Here is a 17,947-nt window from a genome sequence, read left to right on the forward strand (position 1 = left end):
TTATTCAAAAAATGAAATAAGAAAACATTGCTATGTTATTTGCGGCTTTTTATAATTTGTTACCTTTCTCTGGACGCCTTGTCATTGATCCTCAAGAAAGTTTCCGAGACCGTGGTGGTCTCTTTTTTTGTTGTACGGACTCCTTAAATAAAATGAAGCTTTTGAAGACAGTACCCGCAGCACTGATGCTGGCGGGTGGCGTATTTGCGTCACTGAATGCAACCGCCGATGACACCGTTTTTACTGTCATGGACGATCCTTCCTCCGCGAAAAAACCGTTTGAAGGTAACCTGAATGCCGGATACCTGGCGCAATCCGGTAACACGAAAAGCTCTTCTCTGACGGCGGACAGTACGTTGACCTGGTACGGCAATACCACCGCCTGGTCCCTGTGGGGAAATGCCAGCAACACATCCGCGAATGATGAACGTTCTTCCGAGAAATATGCGGTAGGTGGGCGTAGCCGTTACAACATGACTGATTATGACTACATCTTTGGTCAGGCAAGCTGGTTAACGGACCGTTATAACGGCTATCGCCAGCGCGATGTGTTCACCGCCGGTTATGGTCGTCAGTTCCTGAATGGTCCGGTACACAGCTTCCGTTTTGAATTCGGTCCTGGTGTGCGCTATGACGAGTACACCAATGGCGAAGATGAAACCCAGCCGCTGGGTTATGCATCGGGCACTTACGCGTGGCAGATGACCGACAACACCAAATTTACTCAGGGTGTTTCTGTGTTTGGTGCCGAGGATACGACGCTGAACTCTGAGAGCGCGCTGAACGTGGCTATTAACGAACATTTCGGATTGAAAGTGGCCTACAACGTGACCTGGAACTCGTCACCACCGGCCAGTGCACCCGATCATACCGATCGCAGAACCACGATTTCATTAGGTTATAAAATGTAATACGCGCGGGCCGATAATAATATTGGCCCGTTTTTTAATCTCGTATCTTCTACATCCCTTAACACACCGTATTTCTTTATTATGGCTAAAGCGCGCCAATAAATTTACATCTCTCGAAACGGCGTTTATTTTCTGGACTGCAATGTTGCGTTTAGCCCCAAATCATCGCCGCCCAACGCAGCAACAGCATCGCGCCGCAGATGGCAATAAGCACCACCACCATTTTCCAGTGTTTTACGGCAAATCGTTTTGTTGGCATAACCTGATCCTTGTTCGTTGATGCGCTTAGTCTACCAAACAGGGCAAAAAAATGCCCCATCTCGGGGGATCGATCGGGTTATGCCACCCTGGCGTTCAGCTCAGAACCAGTGGAATCGGTCGGCGAGAATTAACAATAAACCGGTAGCGGAAAGGATGTTCAATATCACAACCGTTCTTGGGGATACGTTCATGGTATGTACCTTTGGGTTTAACAACCTGTACAAGGATAGCTCCGCATAACTGAAATGCGAGCGCCGTGAGATGCAGCCCGATAATTGCCGTGAAAGCGCCAGCGGATCAATCTGCCCGCAGAGGGTGCATTCTCCCTTTTGTTAGTGTTAACATTGCAAGGCTTGCCGTAAATCCGACGTTGTCTGATTTTTCGGCAGGTCAATGATGACGAACCAATTTGACGATTGTTGGTCAGATGGTCTCGTAATCTCTTGTCAAATCACGATTATTTTCTTTGTATATGCTCTTATGTGTGGGGCATCACTGCAAATAAGGATATAAAATGCCTGTAATTACTCTTCCTGATGGCAGCCAACGCCATTTCGACCACGCTGTTAGCCCAATGGATGTTGCCCTGGACATTGGTCCTGGCCTCGCGAAAGCGACCATCGCCGGCCGTGTGAACGGTGCGCTGGTTGATGCGTCCGATCTGATTGAAAACGATGCGACGCTTGCAATCATCACCGCGAAAGACGAAGAAGGTCTGGAGATCATTCGTCACTCCTGCGCGCACCTGTTGGGTCATGCCATCAAGCAGCTGTGGCCAAACACCAAAATGGCGATCGGTCCGGTTATCGACAACGGCTTTTACTATGACGTTGACCTTGACCACACCCTGACCCAGGAAGATATCGACGCGCTCGAAAAACGTATGCACGAGCTCGCCGAAACCAACTATGACGTCATCAAGAAGAAAGTCAGCTGGCACGAAGCGCGTGAAACCTTCGTCAAGCGTGGCGAGAGCTATAAAGTCTCTATTCTCGATGAAAACATCGCTCATGATGACAAGCCAGGCTTGTACCATCACGAAGAATACGTCGACATGTGCCGTGGACCGCACGTGCCGAACATGCGCTTCTGTCATCATTTCAAACTGATGAAGATCGCAGGCGCCTACTGGCGTGGCGACAGCAACAACAAGATGTTGCAGCGTATCTATGGTACCGCGTGGGCGGATAAGAAAGCCCTGAACGCGTACCTGCAGCGCCTGGAAGAGGCCGCTAAGCGTGACCACCGTAAAATCGGTAAGCAGCTCGACCTGTATCACATGCAGGAAGAAGCACCGGGTATGGTGTTCTGGCATAACGACGGCTGGACTATCTTCCGTGAACTGGAAACTTTCGTGCGCTCCAAGCTGAAAGAGTACCAGTACCAGGAAGTGAAAGGCCCGTTCATGATGGACCGTGTGCTGTGGGAAAAAACAGGCCACTGGGACAACTACAAAGATGCGATGTTCACTACCTCGTCTGAGAACCGTGAATACTGCATCAAGCCAATGAACTGTCCGGGCCACGTTCAGATCTTCAATCAGGGTCTGAAATCCTACCGCGACCTGCCGCTGCGTATGGCGGAGTTCGGTAGCTGCCACCGTAACGAGCCATCAGGTGCGCTGCACGGTCTGATGCGCGTTCGTGGCTTTACTCAGGATGATGCGCATATCTTCTGTACTGAAGATCAGGTTCGTGATGAAGTTAACGCCTGTATTCGTATGGTCTACGATATGTACAGCACCTTTGGCTTCGAGAAGATCGTCGTCAAACTTTCAACGCGTCCGGAAAAACGTATCGGTAGCGATGAGACCTGGGATCGCGCAGAGGCGGATCTCGCCGTGGCGCTGGAAGAGAACGGCATTCCGTTCGAATACCAGCTGGGCGAGGGCGCATTCTACGGTCCGAAAATTGAATTTACCCTGTATGACTGTCTCGATCGCGCATGGCAGTGCGGTACTGTACAGCTGGACTTCTCCCTGCCGCAGCGTTTAAGCGCCTCTTATGTTGGCGAAGACAACGAGCGTCAGGTCCCTGTAATGATTCACCGTGCTATTCTCGGTTCTCTGGAGCGCTTCATCGGCATCCTGACCGAAGAGTTCGCGGGCTTCTTCCCAACCTGGCTTGCGCCAGTGCAGGTCGTGGTCATGAACATTACCGATTCTCAGGCGGATTACGTTAAAGAATTGACGCAGAAACTACAAAATGCGGGCATTCGCGTAAAAGCAGACTTGAGAAATGAGAAGATTGGCTTTAAAATCCGCGAGCACACTTTACGTCGTGTCCCATATATGTTGGTCTGTGGTGATAAAGAGGTGGAAGCAGGCAAAGTTGCCGTTCGCACCCGCCGTGGTAAAGACCTGGGCAGCCTGGACGTAAGTGAAGTGATTGAGAAGCTGCAACAAGAGATTCGCAGCCGCAGTCTTCAACAACTGGAGGAATAAGGTATTAAAGGCGGAAAACGAGTTCAAACGGCACGTCCGAATCGTATCAATGGCGAGATTCGCGCCCAGGAAGTTCGCTTAACAGGTCTGGAAGGCGAGCAGCTGGGGATTGTGAGTCTGAGAGAAGCGATCGAAAAGGCTGAAGAAGCTGGAGTAGATTTAGTTGAAATCAGCCCTAACGCCGAACCGCCAGTTTGTCGTATCATGGACTACGGCAAGTTCCTTTATGAAAAGAGTAAGTCTTCTAAGGAACAGAAGAAGAAGCAAAAAGTTATCCAGGTTAAGGAAATCAAATTCCGTCCTGGTACCGACGATGGCGATTATCAGGTAAAACTCCGCAGCCTGATTCGCTTTCTGGAAGATGGCGATAAGGCCAAGATCACACTGCGTTTCCGCGGTCGTGAGATGGCCCACCAACAGATTGGTATGGAAGTGCTTAACCGCGTCCGTGACGATCTGAGTGAACTGGCAGTAGTCGAATCCTTCCCTACGAAGATCGAAGGCCGCCAGATGATCATGGTGCTCGCTCCTAAGAAGAAACAGTAAGGCCTTCAAGCAGCAAAATCTGTGGAGCCTTCGGGTTTCATAGGTTTTGTTCGCCTATGTTTCGTTTATTTAACAATGCGAAGTGGAAGTTATTAAGATGCCAAAAATTAAGACCGTACGCGGTGCTGCTAAGCGCTTCAAAAAAACCGGTGGTGGTGGATTTAAGCGTAAGCACGCAAACCTGCGTCATATTCTGACCAAAAAATCTACTAAGCGTAAACGTCACCTGCGTCCAAAAGGCCTCGTTTCTAAAGGCGATCTGGGTCTGGTTATCGCGTGCCTGCCGTACGCATAAGCCGTTAACGTTTAATTTTTTACTAAGAATATAGATACAGGAGAGCACATATGGCTCGCGTAAAACGTGGTGTAATTGCACGTGCACGTCACAAGAAAATTTTGAAACAAGCTAAAGGCTACTACGGTGCGCGTTCACGCGTATACCGCGTTGCCTTCCAGGCTGTTATCAAAGCAGGTCAGTACGCTTACCGTGACCGTCGTCAGCGTAAGCGTCAGTTCCGTCAACTGTGGATTGCGCGTATCAACGCAGCAGCACGTCAGAACGGTATTTCTTACAGCAAATTCATCAACGGCCTGAAAAAAGCCTCTGTTGAAATCGACCGTAAGATCCTGGCTGACATCGCAGTATTCGACAAAGTAGCGTTCACCGCTCTGGTCGAAAAAGCGAAAGCAGCACTGGCATAAGCCAGTTGAGAGAGGGGGCCTGGCTCCCTCTTTTCATTTAACGCCATCAGAAGATTGACATTTATCCGTGCAGGCTTTTCAATAAGGTCTTAACGGTTTTTACCACACAAGGTAACGCAAGCATGCATGCTGCTATTTTCCGCTTCTTCTTTTACTTTAGCACCTGATACCAGGAGGCTAGCGCGTGAAAGATGAAACGAAAAACAGCGCCAGATAAGCCTCCCGATGGAGGCTTTTTTTGTGCCTGAATTTGAGAGAATAACTCCACCAAATCGGTGTCTGCACCGACATAATGAGGAAAATCATGTCACATCTCGCAGAGCTGGTTGCCAGTGCAACAGCCGCCATTAATCAGGCCTCAGATGTTGCCGCGTTAGACAATGTCCGCGTCGAATATCTTGGGAAGAAAGGGCACCTGACCCTTCAAATGACAACCCTGCGTGAACTGCCGCCAGAAGAACGCCCGGCAGCGGGTGCGGTGATTAACGAAGCCAAAGAGCAGGTGCAGCAGGCGCTGAACGCACGTAAGGCCGAGCTGGAAAGCGCGGTACTGAACGCGCGTCTGGCGGCGGAAACGATCGACGTTTCTCTGCCGGGTCGCCGTATCGAAAACGGCGGTCTGCATCCGGTTACTCGTACTATCGACCGCATTGAAAGTTTCTTCGGTGAGCTCGGCTTTACCGTGGCGACTGGCCCGGAAATCGAAGATGACTACCACAACTTCGATGCCCTGAACATTCCTGGCCATCATCCGGCACGCGCTGACCACGACACTTTCTGGTTTGACGCGACGCGTCTGCTGCGTACCCAGACCTCCGGCGTTCAGATCCGGACCATGAAGGAGCAGGAGCCGCCGATCCGCATCATCGCGCCGGGCCGTGTGTATCGTAACGACTACGATCAGACCCACACCCCAATGTTCCACCAGATGGAAGGTCTGATTGTTGATAAAAACATCAGCTTCACCAACCTGAAAGGCACGCTGCACGATTTCCTGAACAACTTCTTTGAGGAAGATCTGCAGGTTCGTTTCCGTCCGTCCTACTTCCCGTTCACTGAACCGTCTGCGGAAGTTGACGTGATGGGCAAAAACGGCAAATGGCTGGAAGTGCTGGGCTGCGGCATGGTGCATCCAAACGTGCTGCGCAACGTGGGTATCGATCCGGAAGTGTACTCCGGATTTGCCTTCGGTATGGGCATGGAGCGTCTGACCATGCTGCGCTACGGCGTAACCGACTTACGTGCGTTCTTCGAAAACGATCTGCGTTTCCTCAAACAGTTTAAATAAGGGCAGGACAGAACAATGAAATTCAGTGAACTGTGGTTACGCGAGTGGGTGAACACCACGCTGGACAGCGAAGCGCTTTCCAACCAGATCACCATGGCGGGTCTGGAAGTTGACGGCGTTGAGCCGGTTTCCGGTGCCTTTAACGGCGTCGTGGTTGGCGAAGTGGTGGAGTGTGGCCAGCACCCTAACGCCGACAAACTGCGCGTGACAAAAGTGAACGTTGGCGGCGATCGTCTGCTGGACATCGTCTGCGGTGCGCCGAACTGCCGTCAGGGCCTGAAGGTGGCCGTGGCGACCGTCGGTGCCGTGCTGCCGGGTGACTTCAAAATCAAAGCGGCTAAGCTGCGCGGCGAGCCGTCTGAAGGTATGCTGTGCTCCTTCTCCGAGCTGGGTATTTCCGACGATCACAACGGCATCATTGAGCTGCCGCTGGATGCGCCAGTCGGTACCGATATCCGCGAATACCTGAAGCTTGATGACAACACCATCGAAATCAGCGTCACGCCAAACCGCGCCGACTGCTTAGGCATCATTGGCGTGGCCCGCGACGTGGCCGTGCTGAACCGGACCGAACTGAACGCGCCGGAGATTGCGCCGGTTGAAGCGACCATCACTGACGTGCTGCCGATTCAGGTTGACGCTGCTGACGCGTGCCCGCGCTATCTCGGCCGCGTGGTGAAAGGCATCAACGTTAAAGCGCCAACCCCGCTGTGGATGAAAGAGAAGCTGCGCCGCTGCGGTATCCGCTCTATCGACGCCGTGGTTGACGTCACCAACTACGTTCTGCTGGAGCTGGGCCAGCCAATGCACGCGTTCGATAAAGATCGTATCGACGGCGGCATCGTTGTGCGCATGGCGAAAGAGGGCGAAACCCTGGTTCTGCTGGACGGCAGCGAAGCGAAGCTGAACGCCGACACCCTGGTGATTGCCGACCACAACAAAGCGCTGGCGATGGGCGGGATCTTCGGTGGCGAGCACTCTGGCGTCAACGACGAAACGCAAAACGTCCTGCTGGAATGCGCGTTCTTCAGCCCGCTCTCCATCACCGGTCGCGCACGCCGTCACGGCCTGCACACCGATGCGTCTCACCGCTATGAGCGTGGTGTTGATCCGGCGCTGCAGTATAAAGCGATGGAGCGTGCAACCCGCCTGCTGATCGACATCTGTGGCGGTGAAGCCGGTCCGGTTATTGACGTTACCAACGAAGCCACGCTGCCGAAACGCGCAACCATTACCCTGCGCCGCAGCAAGCTGGATCGCCTGATTGGCCACCACGTTGCCGATGCGCAGGTGACCGACATCCTCACGCGTCTGGGCTGCGAAGTGACCGAAGGCCAGGACGAGTGGAAGGCCGTTGCGCCATCCTGGCGTTTCGACATGGAGATCGAAGAAGATCTGGTGGAAGAAGTGGCCCGCGTTTACGGCTACAACAACATCCCTGACGAGCCTGTCCAGGCGGGACTGGTGATGGGCTCCCACCGTGAAGCCGATCTGTCCCTGAAGCGTGTGAAAACCATGCTGAACGACAAAGGCTACCAGGAAGTGATCACCTACAGCTTCGTGGATCCTAAGCTGCAGCAGCTGATCCACCCGGGTCAGGAAGCGCTGATCCTGCCAAGCCCAATCTCCAGCGAAATGTCCGCGATGCGTCTTTCTCTGTGGACGGGTCTGTTGGGCACTATCGTTTATAACCAGAATCGCCAGCAAAACCGCGTGCGAATTTTCGAAAGTGGTTTGCGCTTTGTACCAGATAATCAGGCAAATTTAGGCATCCGTCAGGATCTCATGCTGGCTGGCGCCATCAGCGGTAACCGCTATGAAGAGCACTGGGACCTGGCAAAAGGCACGGTTGATTTCTACGATATGAAGGGCGATCTGGAAGCGATTCTGGATCTGACCGGTAAATTATCTGAAATTGAATTCCGCGCAGAAGCGATTCCAGCCCTGCACCCGGGCCAGAGCGCGGCCATCTATCTGGACGGCAAACGCGTTGGTTTCATTGGTGTTGTGCACCCTGAGCTGGAGCGCAAACTGGACCTGAACGGCCGTACCATCGTGTTCGAGCTGGAGTGGAGCCCGGTCGCAGACCGTGTGATCCCACAGGCGCAGGACGTCTCACGCTTCCCGGCAAACCGCCGTGATATCGCGGTTGTGGTGGCTGAAAATGTGCCCGCAGCAGATATTTTGGCCGAATGTAAGAAAGTTGGCGTAAATCAGGTAGTTGGCGTAAACTTATTTGACGTGTACCGCGGCAAGGGCGTAGCAGAAGGTTTCAAGAGCCTCGCTATTAGCCTGATCCTTCAGGATACCAGCCGTACACTCGAAGAAGAGGAGATTGCCGCTACCGTCGCCAAATGTGTAGAGGCATTAAAAGAGCGATTCCAGGCATCATTGAGGGATTGAACCTATGGCGCTTACAAAAGCTGAAATGTCAGAATATCTGTTTGATAAGCTTGGGCTTAGCAAACGGGATGCCAAAGAGCTGGTAGAGCTGTTTTTCGAAGAGATCCGTCGTGCTCTGGAAAATGGTGAGCAGGTTAAACTCTCCGGTTTTGGCAATTTTGATTTGCGAGACAAAAACCAACGTCCGGGCCGTAACCCGAAGACGGGGGAAGATATTCCCATTACAGCCCGCCGCGTGGTGACCTTCAGACCCGGTCAGAAGTTAAAAAGCCGTGTCGAAAACGCAACGCCCAAAGCAGAGTAATATGAACTAACTAAAAAGGCCGCCCACGCGGCCTTTTTTCTTTGCGCTCTCCGGCAAACCCGCCGTAAAATCAATTACATCACTCGCTAATAAACCGTACACATGCTTGATTATGCCCATCGTCAGTACCGTTCCGATCGGCGTCGCCTGCTTTTGCTGGCGCTGCTGCTCATTCTCGCCGCAGGCGTAAGCCTCTGCGCGGGCGATAGCTGGATCGGGCCTGAAAGCTGGCTGGGCCCCGACGGGCAGCTTTTTGTCTGGCAGATTCGTCTGCCGCGCACTGTCGCGGTGATCCTGGTCGGCGCCGCGCTGGCGCTGTCGGGTGCCATTATGCAGGCGCTGTTTGAAAATCCGCTGGCGGAGCCCGGGCTTCTCGGGGTCTCGAACGGTGCAGGCGTAGGGCTGATTGCGGCGGTGATGCTGGGCGGGGGAGAGCTCTCCGGATGGGGAATTAGCCTGAGCGCTATTCTCGGCGCACTGCTGATCACCCTGATCCTCCTGCGTTTCGCCAGACGGCATTTATCAACCAGCCGGCTGCTGCTGGCTGGGGTGGCGCTGGGGATCATCTGTAGCGCCCTGATGACCTGGGCGGTCTATTTCTCGACCTCCTTTGACCTGCGCCAGCTGATGTACTGGATGATGGGGGGCTTTGGCGGCGTTGACTGGCACCAGGGCTGGCTGATGGCACTTCTGGTTCCCGTCATCTTATGGACAGCCCTGCAGGCGCAGCCGCTGAACATGCTCGCGCTGGGGGAAATCTCAGCCCGTCAGCTCGGCATGCCGATTGGGTTCTGGCGTAATGTGCTGGTGATTGCCATTGGCTGGCTGGTGGGCGTGAGCGTGGCCCTGGCGGGGGCGATTGGCTTTATCGGGCTGGTTATCCCGCATATGCTGCGCCTGTGCGGTTTTACAGACCACCGAACCTTACTTCCGGCTTCGGCCGTTGCCGGGGCGGTTACGCTGCTGGTGGCCGATATCATCGCCCGGCTCGCCCTGACTGCCGCAGAGTTGCCCATTGGCGTGGTGACCGCCACGCTGGGCGCGCCGGTATTTATCTGGCTACTATTAAAAGCTGGACGTTAAATCAACTAGCCGTAAGACAACCTGAGGGAATGCTATGCAGTCAGACATCCTGAATACTGAAGTGACCACCATTGATGGCGATAACACCACGCTGGAAGGCTACAAAGGCAACGTGCTGCTCATCGTAAACGTGGCCTCTAAATGTGGCCTGACGCCGCAGTACGAACAGCTGGAGAACATTCAAAAAGCCTGGGAGAAAGACGGTTTTACCGTGCTGGGCTTCCCGTGCAACCAGTTCCTGGGCCAGGAGCCGGGCAGCGAAGAAGAGATCAAAACCTTCTGCAGCACCACCTATGGCGTGACGTTCCCGATGTTCAGCAAAATTGATGTTAACGGCGAAGCTCGCCACCCGCTGTACGCGAAGCTGATTGCTGCCGCGCCGAAGGCCGTTGCGCCAGAAGGAAGCGGTTTTTACGAACGTATGGCCAGCAAAGCCCGCGCGCCGCTTTATCCGGACGACATTTTGTGGAACTTTGAAAAATTCCTGATTGGCCGCGACGGCCAGGTCGTTCAGCGTTTTTCCCCGGATATGACTCCTGAAGATCCGATTGTTATGGAGTCTATCAAGCTGGCGCTGGCGAAATAATGTCACTCCTGATGCAGCTCACGGACGTCGCCGAGAAGGGGCGTCTGGAGCCGATTACCTGCGCCATCGATGCGGGAGAAATCCTGCATCTGGTGGGGCCCAACGGTGCAGGAAAAAGTACGCTGCTGGCCCGCATGGCGGGCCTGACGACCGGGGAAGGGCAGATTGTCCTGCTTGGGCATAACCTTGCTGACTGGTCACCCGCCTCGCTGGCCCACCGGCGCAGCTATCTTGTTCAGCAGCAGGTCCCCCCCTTTGCGATGCCGGTCTGGCATTATCTGATGCTGCACCTGCACGACAAACAGAATACGGCGCTGCTTACAGAAGTGGCTGCGGCGTTAGGGCTGGACGATAAGCTGTCCCGGCACGCCAGCCAGCTTTCCGGGGGGGAATGGCAGCGGGTGCGTCTGGCGGCGGTTGTTCTGCAGATCCACCCCGCAGGCAATCCTCACGGGCGAATGCTGTTGCTTGATGAACCGATGAGCGGTCTGGATGTCGCTCAGCAGGCGGCGCTGGATAGCCTGTTAAGCGCGCTGAGCCGGGCTGGCATTGCCGTGGTCATGAGCAGCCATGACCTGAACCATACGTTGCGTCACGCCCATCGGGTGTGGCTGTTGTCGCACGGCAGGATGATTGCCAGCGGTACGCGGGAGCAGGTTCTTACGCCGCCGAATCTTGCCCGCGCCTACAATATGGCGTTCCGCAGGCTCGATATAGAGGGACATAAGATGCTGATTTCGACCGGACAAGAGTAACCGTTTCTTGCCTGTTAGCACGATTGCACGCTAAATTACCGAAAGAACAATAAAAGCAGAGGATTCGTCTGAAAATGCGATTCTGGTTTCTCCTGGCTGCGACACTCTTTCTTGCGGGATGCAGCAGCCATCGTGCACCGCCGCCCAACCCACGGCTTTCAGATTCTATCACCGTCATTGCCAGCCTTAACGATCAGCTGAGCAACTGGCGCGGCACGCCTTATCGCTATGGCGGCATGAGCCGCGGCGGTGTGGACTGTTCAGGCTTTGTCCTGATGACGTTTCGCGATAAGTTCGATTTACAGCTGCCGCGAGAAACGCGTAAGCAGGCAGAAATCGGCACTGAAATTGATAAAGACGATCTGCTGCCCGGAGACCTGGTGTTTTTTAAAACCGGCTCGGGCGAAAGCGGCCTTCATGTTGGCATTTATGATACGGACAACCAGTTTATTCATGCCTCAACAAGTCGGGGGGTGATGCGATCTTCACTTGATAATGTGTACTGGCGTAAAAATTTCTGGCAGGCACGACGTATTTAGTCTGCCGTACACGTCTTTTATGTCGGCATGGTAACTATTAAATCATGCCGTTTTTTCTCATTTAAGCTGATTAAAGTTAAATTTACCTAAAAATTTGCAACGTCCTTATGTGTCTGTTTTATCTAAAACTGGCTATTATTCGGTAACCAGGATAAGATTATTTTAGATTCAGGGATAAATCTGAAAATTAATACGGAACTAATGAAATTAAACTTATTAAAATCAAGACAGTGGAATTGTGTCAGCAATTGCTCCAGGATGTCCTCTCTCATCTTTAATGCGGGGCGAGTGCAATGATTATTACGCTAGATAATGCTTACCAGTCTGAACTGATGCTCCTGCCTGCCCGTAATAGCGCCGGCGAGCTAAAAGGTTTAGAAATACTGGTTAACTTTACTGGCGTCGGTACCGATGTGAGGATCCCCACTGAGCTCGTTATCCCGCGGCTTTCAGCGGATGAAGAGTTAGCGCTGTTTAACGAAAAACTGCAATTGCTTGATACCTGCAAACTGTTTTTTATTCAGCATCAGTTAATTGCATGGATCAATATTACACCTGCAATAGTTGAGTTTTTATTAAGTAATGGGAACGCTGTTTCAATCCTTGAGCGTTATCCATTTCTCGAGTTTACTGTTAATGAGAACTATCCAGGTTTAAATAACGGAAAGGACGATCTGCAACTGGCGAGAATGGCAATCCATTTCCCGCTGGTCCTGGCAAACTTTGGTGCAGGCGCCGCATCGCTCAAAGCGGTTTATGATGGATTATTTAAAAGGGTCATTCTTGATAAAGGATTCATCCAGCAGCGCGCCTCGGAGCTCTCTTTTGAGCCTTTTATGCGCGCTATCCTCTGGCAAATAACGCCGCACTGTCAGTCTGTGATCGTCTCCGGTATCGACGATCACGGTCTGCTGCAGCGCGTCCTGTCCTTCAATTTTGGTGCCATGCAGGGCGGGCTCTGGCCTGCCGTCTCTGCGGAACACGTCACCACGCTGGTTCAGCAGCGATAACCCTGCCTTTCGCCCGTGTTTAAGTCCGGGTAAACCCTCTACACTAAAAGCAGGAGGACTTATGACCCTGTCTTTTACTGCTCACTGGCATGACGAGTTGCCTGGCTTTTACACCGCACTCAAACCTACACCGTTACAAAATTCACGCCTTATCTGGCATAACGATTTGCTGGCCGAAGAACTGTCCATTCCGCCCGACCTGTTTCAGCGTTCAGAGAGCGCTGGCGTCTGGGGTGGTGAAACGCTTCTCGACGGTATGCAGCCCCTGGCTCAGGTCTACAGCGGACACCAGTTTGGCGTCTGGGCGGGACAGCTGGGCGACGGCAGGGGGATCCTGCTCGGCGAACAGCAGCTTCCCAACGGGGAAACGGTTGACTGGCATCTGAAAGGCGCGGGTCTTACCCCTTATTCACGCATGGGGGACGGGCGCGCGGTGCTCCGTTCAACGATTCGTGAGAGCCTGGCATCCGAAGCGATGCATGCCCTGGGCATTCCCACTACCCGCGCGCTGTCGATCGTCACCAGCGACACGCCGGTTGCACGCGAAACGGTAGAAAAAGGGGCAATGCTGATGCGCATTGCGCAAAGCCATCTGCGCTTTGGCCATTTTGAGCACTTTTACTATCGCCGCGAGCCGGACAAGGTTCGCCAGCTTGCGGACTTCGCCATTCGCCACCACTGGGCGCACCTGCAGGATGAGACGGATAAATACGTTCTCTGGTTCCGTGATGTAGTTTCCCGTACCGCCACGATGATTGCGCGCTGGCAAACGGTAGGCTTTGCTCATGGCGTAATGAACACGGACAACATGTCGATCCTCGGCCTGACCTTTGATTACGGCCCATTTGGTTTCCTCGATGATTATCAGCCTGGGTATATCTGCAATCACTCCGATTATCAGGGGCGTTACAGCTTTGACAATCAGCCCGCGGTTGGGCTTTGGAACCTGCAGCGTCTTGCGCAAACGTTGTCGCCTTTTATCGATGTTGATGCTCTGAATGATGCGCTCGACAGTTATCAGGATATTTTGCTGCGGGAATACGGCACGCTGATGCGCAATAAGCTGGGGCTGACGACTCAGGAGAAGGGCGACAATGACATCCTCAACGGCCTGTTTGCACTGATGGCGCGTGAGGGAAGCGACTATACCCGCACTTTCCGGATGCTGGGCAAGACGGAGCAGCACAGTGCCGCCTCTCCGCTGCGCGATGAGTTTATCGACCGCCAGGCGTTTGACGACTGGTTTGCAGGTTACCGCTCGCGGCTGCAGCAGGAGCAGGTAGACGACGCCGCGCGGCAGACGCAGATGAACGCGACGAACCCGGCGATGGTGTTGCGCAACTGGCTGGCGCAGCGGGCGATTGAGCAGGCAGAGCGGGGGGAGTACGACGAGTTGCACCGCCTGCACCTGGCGCTGCGCACGCCGTTTGCCGACAGGGACGATGACTACGTCAGCCGCCCGCCGGACTGGGGCAAGCGGCTGGAGGTCAGCTGCTCAAGCTAGGGCGCGAGAAACACGTGCGGCACGGGGTGAGCCGGATGGCTGCCGACGAGCACCTGCGCGCCGTACCAGCGCGCTACCTCCCCGGCCTGCAACACGTCTTCCGGTGCGCCCCGGGAGACCAGCCTGCCGTTATGCAGCAGCAGGATACGATCCGCCCACAGTGACGCCAGATTGAGATCGTGCAGTACCACGCAGACGTGGAGATGACCCCGGCGGGTCAGGGATTTCAGCAGGCGCAGCAGATGCTGCTGGTGGTAGAGATCCAGCGCGGAGGTGGGTTCATCAAGGAACAGCCAGCCGCGCGGAGCGCCGTCGCACCAGAGCTGGGCCAGCGCGCGGGCGAGCTGGATCCGCTGCTGCTCGCCACCGGAAAGCGCCGCGTACTGCCTGCCCGCCAGCGGTAAACAGCCGGTAATTGCCATGACCTCCTCAACCACTGACGCTTCAGGAACGCGTGTCCACGGGGCACGACCCATTCCGACCACCGCTTCCACCGGCCAGTCGAACCCCGGCTGGGTGCTCTGGCGCATCACCGCCCGGTAGCGGGCGAGGGTATTCGGCGGCCAGACCGCAAGTGGCGTACCTGCCAGAGTGCACCGCCCGCTTGCCGGTTTGAGATAGCCGGTAAGCAGCCGCAATAATGTCGATTTTCCGGCACCATTGGGGCCAATCAGCGCGACCAGCTCACCCTGAGACAGGATAAGCGAAACGTCGTCGATCAGCGTCCGTTGTCCGGCGTGAAAGAAAATGTTCTCTGCACAATAGCGCTCAGCCATGCGCACCTCCGCGACGAAAGACAAGCCACAGGAACCACGGCGCGCCGAGAAGGCTGGTCAGCAAGCCGACGGGGACTTCCGCCGGGGCGGCCAGCGTGCGCGCCAGCGTATCGGCAACCAGCAACAGCAGCGCACCGGCCAGCACCGAGCCGGGGACAACGGCCCGGTGGTCGGCTCCCAGCCACATGCGCATCAGGTGCGGTACCACAAGGCCAACGAAGCCGATCACGCCGCTAACGGCCACCGCTGCGGCGACCAGCAGGGCACTGCACAGCAGCAGGATCCGCTGCACCGTGGCAACATCCACCCCGAGGTAGTGCGCCTCTTCTTCGCCCAGCTGCAGCAGGTTGAGCGGCCCGGCCAGCCGCCAGATAGCCAGAACCGCAGGCACCATCAGCGACGTCACCGCAAGCAGGGTGGACCACTGTGCCTGGCCGAGACTGCCCATCCCCCAGAGTGAAAGCTGACGAAGCTGGGCATCATTGCTGAGCCAGGAGAGCACGCCGACGGCCGCGCCGCACAGGGCGTTAATGGCGATCCCCACCAGCAACAGGCGGGACAGGGAACTGTTACGCTGCTGGCTGAGCAGGAAGATCATAACGGTTGCGGCCAGCGCGCCGAGGAACGCCGCAAGCATCGGCGCATAAAGCATCATCAGGGCAGGTAACGCGATTGGCATGACCACCCAAAGCGCCACCGCCAGCGCCGCGCCGCTGCTGATCCCCAGTAAACCCGGGTCCGCCAGCGGGTTGCGGAACAGCCCCTGCATCACACCCCCCGCCAGCGCCAGCGATCCGCCAATCACCAGCGCCAGCAGCACGCGGGGCAGGCGAATGGTAAGCCAGATCTGACGCAGCGCCTCGTCACTGCCGCTCCACAGCAGGCTGAACGGCAGGTGTAGTGCCCCAAACCCGGTTGCCGCGAGCGTCATGATGCTCAGGATCGCGGTCAGCATCCATAGCGACAGGGTGATCCGCCGGGACATCAGGGCAATTGCTCCGCTTTGGTACGCAGCTGCTGGATGGCTTCCGGGGTTCGTACGCTGAAGCCCAGCAGCGCCATATCATCAATCGCCAGCACCTGCCTGTTCCGTCCCGCCGGAGTTTGCGCCAGACCGGGCAGCTTCCACAGATTTTCCTCGCCGCCCAGCGCGTTCATGCCGTCCTGCGAAATCACCACCAGATCGGGCTGGCTGGCAATTACGCCCTCCTGCGACAGCGGCTGATAGCGGGTGAATCCCTGCATGGCGTTCTGTAGCCCGGCGGCACGGATGGCGGCGTCTGCGCCGGTCTGCTGTCCGGCGGCCATTGCGGTCATTCCTCCGTGGTTGAGGATGAACAGCACCCGTTTGTGCAGGGGCGCTGAGGGCAGGGCCGCCAGCGCCTGACGCAGCGTGTTGCGCAGGGCTTCCCCCTCGGCTCCACGGTGCGTGGCGTCGGCAATCACGCGAACCTTTTCCTCAATGACGCTCAGATCGTTGCGGCCGGGAACGGTAACCACCCTGACGTGACTTTGTGCAACCTGCTCTAGCGCCAGCGACGGCTGCGCCTGGGCGCTCGCCAGCACCAGCGTGGGGCGCATGGACAAAATGCCTTCGGCGTTTAGCTGACGCAAATATCCCACGTCAGGCAGATCGTTTGCCGCCTGCGGCCACTGGCTGGTGCTGTCGCGCGCAACCAGTGAAGACTGCGCGCCAAGCGCATAGACAATCTCCGTCACGTCGCCGCCGAGGGTGACAATTTTCTCCTGTACGGCGGCAAAGGCTATCAGAGGCAGAGCGCTCAGCAGGGCTAACCACGTTTTCATGCGGCCAGCCCTTTTGGCGTCAGGGCGTCAATCTGGCTGCGCCACTGGCTCTGCTCCGGCTCGCCTTCGCTACGCTGGCCGTAAAGCTGGGCGATTTGCGTGCCGTCGGCGGCAAACAGCTCAAGGCTGGTGACGTGGCCATCAGCCGTGGGCTTACGTGTCACCCAACTCTCTGCGATCGTCTCCTCAAGCAGATGCAGGGTAAAGGCAGGGTTGAAGATGTTCAGCCAGCCTTTCATCGGCACGACTTTTTCCACCGCGCCGGTGAAAATCTGCACGCAGCCGCGGTTGCCCACGAAAACCATGATTTCGTTCCCGTCCTGACGCGCGGTTTCCAGCAGCTGTGCCAGCGCGTTGTTCTCGACTTTACAGGCGAGGTCGTCGCCCACCAGGCGAAACGCCTGCTGGCGGCTGAGGTTGTGGCGCTTCAGCAGGCTGAAGAACTGGTGTACGTCGGTCATGGCGCGCCACTCTTTGTCCACCAGAGCGGCATCCGCGTTTTCCGCGTGAACGGGCGCATCGGCAGCCTTCAGCTCAAGCGGGGGGTTATCGGCAAAGATAAAGCGGGTCAGCACGTCGCCCCAGGCGGCGAGGTCGGTGTTATCCGTGGTGTAGACTTTCAGTAACGCATCGCCATGACGATCGAAGAACTGAATGCTCTGCCGCTCGCCGCGGGTAGTGGTTTCGCTGATGTGAAACGCGCTCGCCCACTGGTTGAGGAACAGTCGCAGATCCAGCGCGCGAGGGTTCAGCACCAGCCCGGCATGGCCTTTAAGATGCTGGTTGGTGAAGCTGCCAACCTGCTCGTGAACGGCATATTCGTTGCGGCAGATGCATTTGGTTTCCCCCACGGCTTCCAGTGCGCCCAGGATGTCGCGGATTTCGCCGCGCAGTCGCCAGGCGTCATGGCCCACGCGCGCAAAGGTCAGTTCCGCCTCGCTGATATTCATTAACCCTGCGATGTCACGCGCGTATTTGCCCGGATTGTCTTCTTTTAACTCAAGCCAGCGTGTGTAGTGATTCATTGTCT

The 17,947-nt window shown here is 55.7% G+C and carries 21 protein-coding genes and 1 other annotated feature; of the genes, 15 read left to right on the forward strand and 6 right to left on the reverse strand.

Going from position 1 to position 17,947, the window contains the following annotated elements:
* Positions 1-152 precede the first annotated feature (152 nt).
* A complete protein-coding gene (locus tag ACWKXT_RS02170) occupies positions 153-911 on the forward strand; it encodes a DUF481 domain-containing protein (protein ID WP_080327390.1) in 759 nt (252 codons plus the stop codon).
* A 151-nt stretch (positions 912-1,062) separates the two neighbouring features.
* Here ACWKXT_RS02170 and yniD read toward each other — a convergent pair whose 3' ends face one another.
* Both yniD and yncL read right to left on the reverse strand, forming a co-directional pair.
* Positions 1,063-1,170 (reverse strand): small membrane protein YniD, encoded by a 108-nt coding sequence (yniD, locus tag ACWKXT_RS02175; RefSeq protein WP_003857815.1) that lies wholly within the window; start codon positions 1,168-1,170, stop codon positions 1,063-1,065.
* Between the two features lie 100 nt (positions 1,171-1,270).
* Positions 1,271-1,363, reverse strand: coding sequence for a stress response membrane protein YncL (gene yncL / locus ACWKXT_RS02180; RefSeq protein WP_080327389.1), 93 nt, complete (start codon positions 1,361-1,363; stop codon positions 1,271-1,273).
* A 323-nt stretch (positions 1,364-1,686) separates the two neighbouring features.
* Here yncL and thrS point away from each other — a divergent pair, with 323 nt between their 5' ends.
* The 14 genes from thrS to selO all read left to right on the forward strand — a co-directional run bounded on the left by thrS (position 1,687) and on the right by selO (position 14,335).
* Positions 1,687-3,615 carry a threonine--tRNA ligase gene (gene thrS / locus ACWKXT_RS02185; RefSeq protein ID WP_454531546.1) on the forward strand — a complete coding sequence of 643 codons (1,929 nt, stop codon included), beginning with the start codon at positions 1,687-1,689 and terminating at the stop codon, positions 3,613-3,615.
* A gap of 3 nt (positions 3,616-3,618) precedes the next feature.
* Entirely contained in the window at positions 3,619-4,161 is a 543-nt protein-coding gene (infC, locus tag ACWKXT_RS02190) for a translation initiation factor IF-3 (RefSeq protein ID WP_023616141.1), read from the forward strand.
* Positions 4,162-4,258: 97 nt separating this feature from the next.
* Positions 4,259-4,456: a 50S ribosomal protein L35 gene (gene rpmI / locus ACWKXT_RS02195; RefSeq protein WP_003030583.1), complete on the forward strand. Its 198-nt coding sequence runs from the start codon at positions 4,259-4,261 to the stop codon at positions 4,454-4,456.
* Positions 4,457-4,506: 50 nt separating this feature from the next.
* Complete coding sequence (gene rplT, locus ACWKXT_RS02200; protein ID WP_000124850.1) at positions 4,507-4,863, forward strand: 50S ribosomal protein L20; 357 nt, start codon at positions 4,507-4,509, stop codon at positions 4,861-4,863.
* 117 nt (positions 4,864-4,980) lie between these two features.
* Positions 4,981-5,105: a sequence feature (Phe leader region), on the forward strand.
* The gene (pheM, locus tag ACWKXT_RS02205) at positions 4,986-5,030 is read left to right on the forward strand and encodes a pheST operon leader peptide PheM (protein WP_123912837.1); all 45 of its coding nucleotides are present in this window, start codon (positions 4,986-4,988) and stop codon (positions 5,028-5,030) included. Its footprint overlaps the feature before it by 45 nt.
* Before the next feature lie 62 nt (positions 5,106-5,167).
* The gene (pheS, locus tag ACWKXT_RS02210; protein ID WP_020884406.1) at positions 5,168-6,151 is read left to right on the forward strand and encodes a phenylalanine--tRNA ligase subunit alpha; all 984 of its coding nucleotides are present in this window, start codon (positions 5,168-5,170) and stop codon (positions 6,149-6,151) included.
* A 15-nt stretch (positions 6,152-6,166) separates the two neighbouring features.
* Positions 6,167-8,554, forward strand: coding sequence for a phenylalanine--tRNA ligase subunit beta (gene pheT, locus ACWKXT_RS02215; protein ID WP_454531547.1), 2,388 nt, complete (start codon positions 6,167-6,169; stop codon positions 8,552-8,554).
* Between the two features lie 4 nt (positions 8,555-8,558).
* Entirely contained in the window at positions 8,559-8,858 is a 300-nt protein-coding gene (gene ihfA / locus ACWKXT_RS02220) for an integration host factor subunit alpha (RefSeq protein WP_003857805.1), read from the forward strand.
* Positions 8,859-8,960: 102 nt separating this feature from the next.
* Positions 8,961-9,941, forward strand: coding sequence for a vitamin B12 ABC transporter permease BtuC (gene btuC, locus ACWKXT_RS02225; RefSeq protein ID WP_454527087.1), 981 nt, complete (start codon positions 8,961-8,963; stop codon positions 9,939-9,941).
* 34 nt (positions 9,942-9,975) lie between these two features.
* Positions 9,976-10,527, forward strand: a complete 552-nt coding sequence (locus ACWKXT_RS02230) for a glutathione peroxidase (RefSeq protein ID WP_454531548.1) — start codon at positions 9,976-9,978, stop codon at positions 10,525-10,527.
* Positions 10,527-11,282: a vitamin B12 ABC transporter ATP-binding protein BtuD gene (btuD, locus tag ACWKXT_RS02235; protein ID WP_454527085.1), complete on the forward strand. Its 756-nt coding sequence runs from the start codon at positions 10,527-10,529 to the stop codon at positions 11,280-11,282. Before ACWKXT_RS02230 ends, btuD begins: the two co-directional genes overlap by 1 nt.
* Positions 11,283-11,356: 74 nt before the next feature.
* On the forward strand, positions 11,357-11,821 hold the full coding sequence (locus tag ACWKXT_RS02240; protein ID WP_454527084.1) for a C40 family peptidase: 465 nt from the start codon (positions 11,357-11,359) through the stop codon (positions 11,819-11,821).
* A gap of 293 nt (positions 11,822-12,114) precedes the next feature.
* The gene (locus ACWKXT_RS02245; protein WP_454527083.1) at positions 12,115-12,831 is read left to right on the forward strand and encodes an EAL domain-containing protein; all 717 of its coding nucleotides are present in this window, start codon (positions 12,115-12,117) and stop codon (positions 12,829-12,831) included.
* Positions 12,832-12,892: 61 nt separating this feature from the next.
* Complete coding sequence (gene selO, locus ACWKXT_RS02250) at positions 12,893-14,335, forward strand: protein adenylyltransferase SelO (RefSeq protein ID WP_454527082.1); 1,443 nt, start codon at positions 12,893-12,895, stop codon at positions 14,333-14,335.
* Here selO and ACWKXT_RS02255 read toward each other — a convergent pair.
* Genes ACWKXT_RS02255 through chuS form a run of 4 tightly spaced genes read right to left on the reverse strand, consistent with a single transcriptional unit; the run spans position 14,332 to position 17,942 of the window.
* Positions 14,332-15,111, reverse strand: coding sequence for a heme ABC transporter ATP-binding protein (locus ACWKXT_RS02255; protein WP_454527081.1), 780 nt, complete (start codon positions 15,109-15,111; stop codon positions 14,332-14,334). The genes selO and ACWKXT_RS02255 overlap by 4 nt on opposite strands.
* Positions 15,104-16,096 carry a FecCD family ABC transporter permease gene (locus ACWKXT_RS02260; RefSeq protein ID WP_454531549.1) on the reverse strand — a complete coding sequence of 331 codons (993 nt, stop codon included), beginning with the start codon at positions 16,094-16,096 and terminating at the stop codon, positions 15,104-15,106. Before ACWKXT_RS02260 ends, ACWKXT_RS02255 begins: the two co-directional genes overlap by 8 nt.
* Positions 16,096-16,917 (reverse strand): heme/hemin ABC transporter substrate-binding protein, encoded by an 822-nt coding sequence (locus tag ACWKXT_RS02265; RefSeq protein WP_454527079.1) that lies wholly within the window; start codon positions 16,915-16,917, stop codon positions 16,096-16,098. Before ACWKXT_RS02265 ends, ACWKXT_RS02260 begins: the two co-directional genes overlap by 1 nt.
* Positions 16,914-17,942 carry a hematinate-forming heme oxygenase ChuS gene (gene chuS / locus ACWKXT_RS02270; RefSeq protein WP_454531550.1) on the reverse strand — a complete coding sequence of 343 codons (1,029 nt, stop codon included), beginning with the start codon at positions 17,940-17,942 and terminating at the stop codon, positions 16,914-16,916. The genes ACWKXT_RS02265 and chuS overlap by 4 nt, the downstream gene beginning before the upstream one ends.
* Positions 17,943-17,947: the final 5 nt, after the last annotated feature.

This window comes from Enterobacter sp. UPMP701, from assembly GCF_053709515.1.

What these genes read in the sequence shown, in the direction of transcription:
- btuD (WP_454527085.1), top strand. Translation starts at nt 10,527, where the DNA reads ATGTCACTCCTGATGCAGCTCACGGACGTCGCCGAGAAGGGGCGTCTG.
- ACWKXT_RS02230 (WP_454531548.1), top strand. Translation starts at nt 9,976, where the DNA reads ATGCAGTCAGACATCCTGAATACTGAAGTGACCACCATTGATGGCGAT.
- ACWKXT_RS02170 (WP_080327390.1), top strand. Translation starts at nt 153, where the DNA reads ATGAAGCTTTTGAAGACAGTACCCGCAGCACTGATGCTGGCGGGTGGC.
- ACWKXT_RS02260 (WP_454531549.1), bottom strand. Translation starts at nt 16,096, where the DNA reads ATGTCCCGGCGGATCACCCTGTCGCTATGGATGCTGACCGCGATCCTG.
- pheS (WP_020884406.1), top strand. Translation starts at nt 5,168, where the DNA reads ATGTCACATCTCGCAGAGCTGGTTGCCAGTGCAACAGCCGCCATTAAT.
- chuS (WP_454531550.1), bottom strand. Translation starts at nt 17,942, where the DNA reads ATGAATCACTACACACGCTGGCTTGAGTTAAAAGAAGACAATCCGGGC.
- rplT (WP_000124850.1), top strand. Translation starts at nt 4,507, where the DNA reads ATGGCTCGCGTAAAACGTGGTGTAATTGCACGTGCACGTCACAAGAAA.
- btuC (WP_454527087.1), top strand. Translation starts at nt 8,961, where the DNA reads ATGCTTGATTATGCCCATCGTCAGTACCGTTCCGATCGGCGTCGCCTG.
- selO (WP_454527082.1), top strand. Translation starts at nt 12,893, where the DNA reads ATGACCCTGTCTTTTACTGCTCACTGGCATGACGAGTTGCCTGGCTTT.
- ACWKXT_RS02265 (WP_454527079.1), bottom strand. Translation starts at nt 16,917, where the DNA reads ATGAAAACGTGGTTAGCCCTGCTGAGCGCTCTGCCTCTGATAGCCTTT.
- ACWKXT_RS02245 (WP_454527083.1), top strand. Translation starts at nt 12,115, where the DNA reads ATGATTATTACGCTAGATAATGCTTACCAGTCTGAACTGATGCTCCTG.
- ihfA (WP_003857805.1), top strand. Translation starts at nt 8,559, where the DNA reads ATGGCGCTTACAAAAGCTGAAATGTCAGAATATCTGTTTGATAAGCTT.
- yniD (WP_003857815.1), bottom strand. Translation starts at nt 1,170, where the DNA reads ATGCCAACAAAACGATTTGCCGTAAAACACTGGAAAATGGTGGTGGTG.
- yncL (WP_080327389.1), bottom strand. Translation starts at nt 1,363, where the DNA reads ATGAACGTATCCCCAAGAACGGTTGTGATATTGAACATCCTTTCCGCT.
- ACWKXT_RS02255 (WP_454527081.1), bottom strand. Translation starts at nt 15,111, where the DNA reads ATGGCTGAGCGCTATTGTGCAGAGAACATTTTCTTTCACGCCGGACAA.
- rpmI (WP_003030583.1), top strand. Translation starts at nt 4,259, where the DNA reads ATGCCAAAAATTAAGACCGTACGCGGTGCTGCTAAGCGCTTCAAAAAA.
- ACWKXT_RS02240 (WP_454527084.1), top strand. Translation starts at nt 11,357, where the DNA reads ATGCGATTCTGGTTTCTCCTGGCTGCGACACTCTTTCTTGCGGGATGC.
- pheT (WP_454531547.1), top strand. Translation starts at nt 6,167, where the DNA reads ATGAAATTCAGTGAACTGTGGTTACGCGAGTGGGTGAACACCACGCTG.
- thrS (WP_454531546.1), top strand. Translation starts at nt 1,687, where the DNA reads ATGCCTGTAATTACTCTTCCTGATGGCAGCCAACGCCATTTCGACCAC.